At 67.1% G+C, this 8,774-nt stretch carries 9 protein-coding genes; 3 read left to right on the top strand and 6 right to left on the bottom strand.

Annotated elements, in window-relative coordinates; translation table 11 throughout:
- Window positions 1–205 precede the first annotated feature (205 nt).
- Window positions 206–802 (top strand): DUF6461 domain-containing protein, encoded by a 597-nt coding sequence (locus ABZX37_RS02165; protein ID WP_354735133.1) that lies wholly within the window; start codon window positions 206–208, stop codon window positions 800–802.
- Between the two features lie 117 nt (window positions 803–919).
- Here the strand turns inward: ABZX37_RS02165 and pqqB are convergent, their stop codons facing one another.
- The 5 genes from pqqB to pqqA form a co-directional block, all read right to left on the bottom strand.
- Window positions 920–1,789: a pyrroloquinoline quinone biosynthesis protein PqqB gene (pqqB, locus tag ABZX37_RS02160; protein ID WP_354735132.1), complete on the bottom strand. Its 870-nt coding sequence runs from the start codon at window positions 1,787–1,789 to the stop codon at window positions 920–922.
- Complete coding sequence (gene pqqE, locus ABZX37_RS02155) at window positions 1,786–2,859, bottom strand: pyrroloquinoline quinone biosynthesis protein PqqE (RefSeq protein ID WP_354735131.1); 1,074 nt, start codon at window positions 2,857–2,859, stop codon at window positions 1,786–1,788. The genes pqqB and pqqE overlap by 4 nt, the downstream gene beginning before the upstream one ends.
- Window positions 2,850–3,122 (bottom strand): pyrroloquinoline quinone biosynthesis peptide chaperone PqqD, encoded by a 273-nt coding sequence (pqqD, locus tag ABZX37_RS02150; protein WP_354735130.1) that lies wholly within the window; start codon window positions 3,120–3,122, stop codon window positions 2,850–2,852. Before pqqD ends, pqqE begins: the two co-directional genes overlap by 10 nt.
- Before the next feature lie 4 nt (window positions 3,123–3,126).
- Entirely contained in the window at window positions 3,127–3,825 is a 699-nt protein-coding gene (pqqC, locus tag ABZX37_RS02145; protein WP_354735129.1) for a pyrroloquinoline-quinone synthase PqqC, read from the bottom strand.
- 79 nt (window positions 3,826–3,904) lie between these two features.
- Window positions 3,905–4,000 carry a pyrroloquinoline quinone precursor peptide PqqA gene (pqqA, locus tag ABZX37_RS02140; protein WP_116204359.1) on the bottom strand — a complete coding sequence of 32 codons (96 nt, stop codon included), beginning with the start codon at window positions 3,998–4,000 and terminating at the stop codon, window positions 3,905–3,907.
- A gap of 313 nt (window positions 4,001–4,313) precedes the next feature.
- Between pqqA and ABZX37_RS02135 the strand changes: the two genes are divergently transcribed.
- Window positions 4,314–7,088 carry a glycoside hydrolase family 2 TIM barrel-domain containing protein gene (locus ABZX37_RS02135; RefSeq protein WP_354735128.1) on the top strand — a complete coding sequence of 925 codons (2,775 nt, stop codon included), beginning with the start codon at window positions 4,314–4,316 and terminating at the stop codon, window positions 7,086–7,088.
- A gap of 9 nt (window positions 7,089–7,097) precedes the next feature.
- Here ABZX37_RS02135 and ABZX37_RS02130 read toward each other — a convergent pair whose 3' ends face one another.
- Window positions 7,098–7,424: a helix-turn-helix domain-containing protein gene (locus ABZX37_RS02130; protein WP_354735127.1), complete on the bottom strand. Its 327-nt coding sequence runs from the start codon at window positions 7,422–7,424 to the stop codon at window positions 7,098–7,100.
- A 94-nt stretch (window positions 7,425–7,518) separates the two neighbouring features.
- Here ABZX37_RS02130 and ABZX37_RS02125 point away from each other — a divergent pair, with 94 nt between their 5' ends.
- Entirely contained in the window at window positions 7,519–8,667 is a 1,149-nt protein-coding gene (locus ABZX37_RS02125; protein WP_354735126.1) for an MFS transporter, read from the top strand.
- Window positions 8,668–8,774: the final 107 nt, after the last annotated feature.

Below are 8,774 nucleotides of genomic sequence, written 5' to 3'. Positions count from 1 at the left end.
CCCTGAAGGAATCAGAGTCCCTCAGGGTTCCCCTCACGGACCTTCGCGGCAACGCAAGCCACGTCCCGCACTACTGAGAAAACCCCACTGTGGCCGGGGAGCGCGGGCCTGGTCTTCACCCGGTGCGGGCGGGTTGTGCTTGCCCGCGTGCGTTTTTTGTCGGTGGTCCCTGCGACCATGTCCTTGACCGACCGAGGAGGGCACGATGACGGACCTTTTGACAGAACTGACTTGGCTGGAGACCTACGGCCCGCTGAACGACATCTTCTGCGTTTCCTTCCTGCGCGGGCTAGATCCGCCAGAGGTGTTACGACGCTTCGGAGCCGCCTCCGGCGAGCGGCTGGCTTTCGCCGACCTGAACAGCCTGGTGTCGGAATACGTGGAACAAACCCAAGGCGGCAGCGGCGGCGGGTATGTCGGCGTGGCGCCGTCCGGGGAGTGGAGCGTGGCGATCGAGCCATGGGGCTGGCAGGGGAATCTGCCGGAAGTGATTGGCGGACTGTCGAAGGGAAGCGAGGTCGTGGCGATCAACCGGCACGACTACGCCGAGGCCCACTTCGTACACGCGGTGGACGGCACGGTGCTCGGAGGCTTCCTCCCACGCCTGCCGAGCGAGCGGTACGGCAGCGACCCGGAGCGATTGACGCCATGGATGCGCGAGGCCGGACTGGATCCGGAACAGGACGAACGCCCGCCGAACCCGATCGCGGCGGCGTTCGCGGTGGCGGCCAGGATGACCGGGGTGACGTTCACCCCGGAGTTCCTTGAGCGGCCGTTGCTGGTGGGGGACATTCGGACCTAGCCGATGCGGCTCGGCGCAGTGGCCGGATGGCAGCCGGGAGCTGAGTCGGCGGCCGAGGCCGGGTGACGGCGACGATTGCGGTGGAAGGCCTTGCTTGTGTTTGCTCGAGCGCCGCTCTCAGAGGGTGAACTCGGCTCCGTCCAGCGGCAATTCCGCGCCAGCCCCCACCACCGCGACGTGCTCCGGGCCAGTCGGGTCGACGACGGGGTTCGTGTTGTTGAGATGGGTGTAAGCCCACCGCGTGGCGCCCGGTCGGTTGGTGATCATCGGCAGCGTAGCGGTGATCGGCACGTGGCCCATCGCCTGCTGGGCGGCTGGGTTGGCACCTTCCACAGCGGCCGTGAACTCGCTGCCGCTGTGGAAAGTGCCGTCCAGCAGGACGAGGCTCGCGCCGTCGGTGAACGCGTCGAAGCCCGGCGGCCAGGTGCGCAGGCACGGCGCGTAGACGAGCGTGCCGCCGGTGGTTGGGTCGTGGATGCGGTAAGCCACGACCCACGGGCCGGGGTGGGTGGAAGTGCGGGCGTATTTCGGTTGTTTGTCGCTGATGGGGAGGGAGGTGATCACCAAGCCGTCGAGGGTGGTTTCCGTGACAGGGTGCCAGTTCCAGGCGTGGTACTCGCTGATGATGGTGCGGGCCGGGAAGTGGTCGGTCAGCGCGTGCAAGGCCGCGGCGGGGGCGTGGACGGTGAGAGCTCCAGCCTCGCGGAGCATGAGCAGGCCGAGGGTGTGGTCCAGTTCGGCGTCGGTGAGCAGGACCGTGCGCAGCGGCGTCTCGCGCGGGCCCGGTCCGGCGCGCAGGGCTGGGGTCGCCAGGATCTGGGCGCGGATGTCGGGCGAGGCGTTGAGGAGGTGCCATGCGCGGCCGTCCGCGCTGAAGGCGACGCTGTCCTGCGTACGCGGGGGAGAATCGGAGGTGCAGTAAGAGCAGGCGCAGTTCCATTGTGGACACCCGCCGCCAGCAGCGGTGCCCAGGAGGATGACCTTCATCGGGCCGGGCCACGCATAATCAGGTCCGGAGTGGACGGTGCGGCGAGGATCAGGTCGACGGTGCCGCGGTTCGGCGAGCGGGAGCAGACGGGGTCGGTGTTGGCTGCGTCGCCGGTGAGGTGGAACGCTTGACAGCGGCAACCGCCGAAGTCGGTGGTGCGGCGGTCGCAGGTGCGGCACGGCTCGCTCATCCATTCTTCGCCGCGGTAGGCGTTGAAGGACTCCGAGCGGTACCAGATGTCGGCAAGGGCGGTGTCGCGGACGTTGTCGAGGGCGAGCGTGGTGATCGCGCTCGCGGCGGGGCAGGGGAGCACGGTGCCGTCGGGGGCGATCGTCAACTGCCGCGCGCCCCAGCCGTGCATGCACGGTTTCGGGAACGGCTCGTAGTAGTCGGCGACGACGTAGATGATTTCCATCGTGCCGCGCAGGCGCTCCACCGCTGAGCGGACTACGGGTTCGGCGGCGGCGAGTTGCGCGCGCGTGGGCATCAGAGCGTCGCGGTTGCGCAGCGCCCAGCCGTAGTACTGGGTGTTCGCCAGTTCGAGGCGGTCCGCGCCCAGTGACTCGGCCAGGGCGATGATTTCCGCCAGCTGGTCGTGGTTTTGCCGGTGCAGCACCACGTTGACGGTCAACGGCAGGCCCGACGCTTTCACCAGCTCGGCCGCGGCCAGCTTGAGGTGGAAGGCCTTCGCTCCGGCGAGCAGGTTCGCACGGTCGGGAGTGGCGGCTTGCGCGGAAAGCTGTACGTGCGCCAAGCCCCGTTCGACGAGGTCGTTCAGCCGTGGCTCGGTCAGGCCGAGGCCGGACGTAACCAGGTTGACGTAGCAGCCGAGACCGCTCGCATGCGTGACCAGCTGGGGAAGATCCGGGCGCGCCAGCGGTTCCCCGCCGGACAGATGAACCTGCAGCACGCCCAGCTCCCGGGCCTGCGACAGCGCGTCCGTCCAGTCCGCGGTGGACATTTCCGCGGCTCGGCTCACGAGCTCCAGGGGATTCGAACAGTAGGAGCAGTGCAGGGGACACCGGTGCGTCAGCTCCGCGAGCAACCCCAGCGGTGCGGTCACGTCCATTCGATCACCCGCCGTTGTCCGAACCGGGTCAGCACCGCGAGGACGTCACTCTCCTGGACGCCTTGGTAGCGGCTGTTCAAGAGACCGATGATGCCGGAGACCGGCGTGGCGCCGTCGCAGAGTTCGAGGACCGCGGTGGCGGTGGAGTTCGGCACGAGCACGCCTTCCGGGAACAACAGCACGTGCACCCCGCGCACGTGATCGAACGTCAGGCGCACGCCGACGCGCAGCTTCGGCACCGACGCGGCGGTGATGGTGTCCATCGGCTCACTCCTTGGCCGCGGCGCGTTCGATGGCGTCGAGCATCGACCACAGGACGTCGCACTTGAACGACAGCGCGGCCACGGCCTTCTCCTGCTGCTCGCGGGTGACGCAGTGGCGCACGACAATGTCCAAAGTGTCCTTGCCCTCGCCGGAAACCTTGTCGATCCGGTTCGTGAAATACGCCAGGTCCGCGCGGGAGATCCACGAGTAGTTCGCCAGGACGTCGGCCACCCGTTGCTGCATCAGGTGCCCGGCGAACATCTCGGTCAGGCCGGAGGCGACGGCTTCGACCCACGGTTTGGTGCGCGCGAAGGTCACGTAGGCGTCGACCGCGAACCGGACACCGGGGGAGACGTGCCGTTCGTCGAGAACCTCGGCGCGGTCGAGACCGACGGCGGCGCACAGCCGCAGCCAGCGTTCGGCTCCGCCCTCGCCTTCGACCGCGCCGTCGTGGTAAATGATCCGGTCGAGCCAGACGCGGCGGATTTCCGGGAGCGGGCAGTTGCTGATGATCGCGGCGTCTTTTCGCGGCAGCTGGCATTGGTAATACCAGCGATTCGCGGCCCACAGTTTCAGTTCGTGCTCGGCCAGTTCGCCGGCGTGCATCCGCTGGTGGAACGGGTGGCTGCCCCAGTACCGGTGGGCGAGCCCGCGCAGGGCTCCGGTGAATTCCGCCGGGCTCATCGGGTGCACAGTGGACATTCGCATACTCCGGGATTCACTGAGCGGTACGGTTTTCCGGACGGACGGGACCGCGAGCGAACCGGCCCCGTCCGGCGGGTCACTCCTCCCGGCGGGCCGCGTAGGCGGTGACCTCCATCGGCGTTTCGTACTCGACGAAGTCGGGCGCGGTCCACATTTCGGCGGTTTCGGGCATGAGGAAACTCGCTTTCCTTCGGTGGTGCACCGGTGAGCGGGGCAGGCGTCCCGCCGCGAACGCCGTCACCCTAAAAGCGCAAGGCGGCCGGTCGCCAGAGGCGCGGGCCGATTTCCGGCCGACTTTGTAAATATTCCTTCCGATGGCGCAGCGGCGGTCACTCTCGGGCGTCGGCGCCCCTTGTCCGCCCGACAGATTCCCCGCAGGCGCGCGACAACCTCCTGATGCCGCTTGACATCGGACCCGCGGGCAACCGAATAATAGGGTTCAAGCGCGGTTGACAACGTTGTCAGTGAGAGGCTTCGGGAGCGACGTGACCCAGGTGAATCGCAGGCGTTTCCTGTCCGGCGGAATGGCTGTCGCCGGCGGCGGTGTGCTCGGCGCGTTCGGACTGTCCGGTACCGCCGGCGCAGCTCCGGACGCCCGGTCGTCCCAAGCGAGCGGCGGTGAAATCGGCTCCGGATGGACCTTCGCCGCGGCGGACGGCACTGCCGCGGGCAGCGCGCTGTCCAGCGCCCAGAACATCGCCGGTCTGAAGCCAGCCGTAGTCCCCGGAACGCCGCTCACGAGCATGATCGCCAACGGCGAGTATCCCGACCCGCTGTACGGCCACATCGTGACCGACACTGTCCCGGACACCCTCAAGGACACCGCCTACTGGTACCGGGTCGCGTTCCGCGTGCCGAAACTCGTTCCCGGCCAGCGGTTCTGGCTGCAGTTCGAGGGAATCAACTACCTGGGAACGGTCTGGCTCAACGGCGTCAAGCTGGGCACGGTCGAAGGCGCGTTCAAGCGCGCAGTCTTCGAAGCCACCGACATCATCGCGAAGGCGACCGGGACGGCCTGGCTGGCGGTGCTGGTCGGAAAACTCGACTACACCGACCCGCCCGCGTTGCCGAGCTACACCAGCGGAGTGACACGAGGCGGCCGCAACGGCGGCCCGACCGGAATCACGCTGAAGAACGGCCCGACTTTCTTCTGCACCGCTGGCTGGGACTGGCTGCCCACCATCCCCGACCGAGACCTGGGAATCTGGCAACCGGTCACCTGGCGCACCACCGGCCCCGTCCGGCTGGCCGACGTACAAGTCACCTCCACGCTGTCGCAGGACTTGCACACGGCAGACGTCGCAGTCGAACTAGCCCTGGACAGCGCCGGCGCGAAGTCCGCAGTGGTGAAGGGATCGCTAGCCGGAAGAGAGTTCCGGCGAACGGTCAACGTTCCCGCAGGCGCGTCGTCGATCACGCTGACGTCGAAAGACCTCGCCTGCCTGCGGTTGAACCAACCGAAACTATGGTGGCCCAACGGCTACGGCGACCCGTACCGCTACCGGCTGGCCGTCAGCATCGAGTCCGGCGGCCAGGTCCACGACGAACGAACGGTGGACTTCGGAATCCGGCGGATCGAGTACACGACCCCCATGCGCTCGCCGTCCGGCGCGGTGGCCAACTGCCTGGCGATCACCGTGAACAACCAGCCGATCCTGGTGATGGGCGGAAACTGGGGACTGGACGAAGCACTCAAGCGAATCCCGCGGGAGCGGCTGCGGGCACAGGTGCGCCTGCACCGCGATGCCAACCTCAACCTGATCCGAAACTGGAACGGCCAGAGCAGCACCGAAGACTTCTTCGCCGCCTGTGACGAGTACGGCATCCTGGTCTGGCAGGACTTCTTCTGCTCGACCGAAGGCCCGCCCGCGGAAAATACGGCTCGCGACCTGGCGAACATCCGCGACTGCATCGTGCGGTTCCGCAACCACCCGTCAATCCTCCTCTGGTGCGGCGGCAACGAGGGCCCGCCCCCGCAACCGCTGATCGACGGCCTGGACGCGCTGGTCGCCGAACTGGACCCGCAACGCGTCGCGCTGACCAGCTCCGCGGGAGACACCGGCGCGAACCCGATCGACGGCTACCGATCCGGCGGCCCCTACCACTGGGTCCCGCCCGCCAAGCACTTTTCCCTCAACGACGGCACCCAATGGCCGCCGTTCCACAACGAGGTCGGCTCGTACTCGATCCCGACCCTGGAGTTCCTGCGGAAGATGCTGCCGGAGTCGTCGTGGGAGCACCCCGACGACTTCTGGGCAGACCGCGACGTGAACGGCAACGGGGGCAACGGCGGCGGCGCGGGCTATCTCCGCTTGACGGCCGAACGGTACGGAGAAGTGCGGAACCTGCCGGACTTGGCCCGCAAGTCGCAGCTGATGAACTACGAATGCATCAAGGCGATTTACGAGGCCCCCGTGGCGAATATGCGCAGCGCCGGACCTTACCCGCGCACCGGAGTCATCATGTGGATGACCAATCCCGCGCAACCGAGCTTCGTCTGGCAAATGTACAGCCACGATTTGGAGGCACATTCGTCGTATTACGCAGTCCAGCACGCCTGTCGGCGGATCAACGTGGTCCTGGACGCGAAATCTTTCGACGTCGTGGTAGCGAACCACGGCCGATCGGCGGTCCGGGGCCGGGCTGAGGTCACGCTCTACGGGCTGGACGGTGTGGAGGTCAGCCGCGACTCATTCGAAGCGGACGCAGGGACTTCTGATCGGACTGTGGTCGGGAGCATCGCGGCGCGGTTGAAGGATGTTCCGTCGGAGATTGTCTTTGTTCGGATGGTGCTCAAGGACTCTCGAGGCTCGGAGATTGTCCGAAACTTCTATTGGGCGGAGAACCCCGCGAGGGCGGCAGGATTCGCCGGACTGGACGAGATGCCCGCGGCGGCTGTCTCGGTGATCGCCGGGGTTTCAAGGGGACCGGACGGCGCCGAAGTGGCTGTCGATGTGCGCAACGTCGGGGAATCCATGGCGTTGATGGTGCATTTGCAGGTGTACGACGTTCGGACCGGCGAACGGGTTTTGCCGGCTACGTTCAGCGATAACTATCTGAATCTGGTCGCCGGAGAAGCGACAACCGTGAGAGTTGCGCTGGACAGTGAGCAGGCTCGGCAGCATCCGAAGCTCGGAGTGCGGATCGACGGATGGAAGATCGACCAGCGAGCGTCCCGATTGCGAGGACGCGGCGCGGCGGTGACGTTCAACAACCAGGCGTTGGACACCCATCCCGCAGTACCCACGTTCGGACGCTGAGCCGAAGCTTCACCCGCGCTCAGGAGCAGCAAGAATCGCCTCCAGCAACCCGGGAAACCGCCCCTCCACCTCGTCCGTGCGAACATGCACGATCCGCCGCCGCCCCTCGGTGACAGTCCGGGTCAACCCGGCCTCCCGAAGAACCCGGTAATGATGCGAGATCGTCGGATTGCTCAACCCCAGCCCGGCCTTCTCCACCAGCGTCGCACAGTCGACCGGCCCCCCGGCCTGATACATCGCCCGCAAAATGGTCCGCCTCCCGGGATCGGCGAGAGCACCGAGGATCACCGTCAAGTCGAACGACTCGACCACCGGCTCAGGCAACGTCCTCGACACGGGCGGGTCTCCTCCCACACTTTGACCGTCATCGAATCATAGTCTACGGTCCGTCAATGTGACGATTCGACAAGCATCGAACGGTGTGCGCCTGGTGATCCTGGCAGTGGGCACGTTCGTCCTGGGGGCAGACGGATTCGTACTCCCCGGCCTGCTCGCGGACATCTCCCGGGACCTGTCGGTGAGCGTGGCGACAGCAGGCCAGCTCACCACAGTCTTCGCGGTCTCCTACGCCATCGGCTCCCCAGTGATCGCGACGCTCGCGGGCCGAGCAGACCGCAGGCTGGTCATCGGAGCGGGAATGGCGGCGTTCCTCGTCGGCATGGTCCTGCAAGCAGCAGGCCCAACCTTCAGCACTGTCCTGGCAGGCCGAGTAATCGCAGCACTGGGAGCAGCCGCATTCCAAGCCAACGCCTTCGCGGTAGCAGGCGTGCTGGCCCCACCGGAACGACGAGCGAGAGCATTCGCAGTGATCGGCGCGGGCTCCAGCCTCGCCGCGGTCCTAGGAGTTCCGCTGGGCCTCCTGATCGGCCAGACCTGGGGCTGGCGCGGCACGCTCTGGACGATCGCGGCGCTGGCCGCGGTCGCGGCGGCACTGGCCGCACTATTCGTCCCCTCGATGACCCTGCCCGCCACAACGATGCGCGACCGGCTGGCGGTACTGGTCAATCCCCGAATCCTCACCCTGCTGGCAGTGAGCGCCCTGATCCTGGCCCCGTCCTTCCTGCTGCTGGCATACGCCTCCGCGGTAATAGGCATCAGCTCCCCGGGCAACGCGACCGCGATCCTGCTCGCCCTCCTGGCCAACGGAGCAGGCTTCTTCCTGGGCAACAGACTCGTCGGCCGGATCATCGATCGATTCGCTCCATTGCGAGTGATCGCGACAGGTCTGGGAGTCGCAGCAGCCGCCGCGGCATCGCTGTCGATAGTCGAGCGATGGTTCGCCCCAACCCTCGCCGTACTGTTCCTGCTCGGAATCCTGGGCTCGATCCTGTTCATCCCGCAGCAGACCCGGGTCTACGCGGCAGGCGGAGACGCGGCAGCAGTAGCACTGAGCCTCAACGGCTCCATGAACTACGCAGGAACCGCGATCGGCGCGGGGCTCGGCGGGCTGGTGCTGGCGAACGCCGGAGCAAGTTGGCTAGGTCCCGCAGCAGCACTCCTGGCCGCCCTGGTACTAGCGGTCACCCTGGCTACCGCCCCCGAGCGACAGGAGTCGAAGCTGACCGGCGCGGCACCGTGAACGTCCAGTGTGGACAGACCGAAGAACGGCGGGTTGCCGTGTCCGCGGTACTGGCGGATGATGGGCGGCCAGTCCCCGTCCCGCTCCACCGCAGCCCCGGAGGCACG

It is taken from the genome of Amycolatopsis sp. NPDC004079 (genome assembly GCF_040610415.1).
GTDB classification, from domain to species: domain Bacteria; phylum Actinomycetota; class Actinomycetes; order Mycobacteriales; family Pseudonocardiaceae; genus Amycolatopsis; species Amycolatopsis halotolerans.
This window is presented reverse-complemented; position numbering and strand designations above follow the sequence as displayed.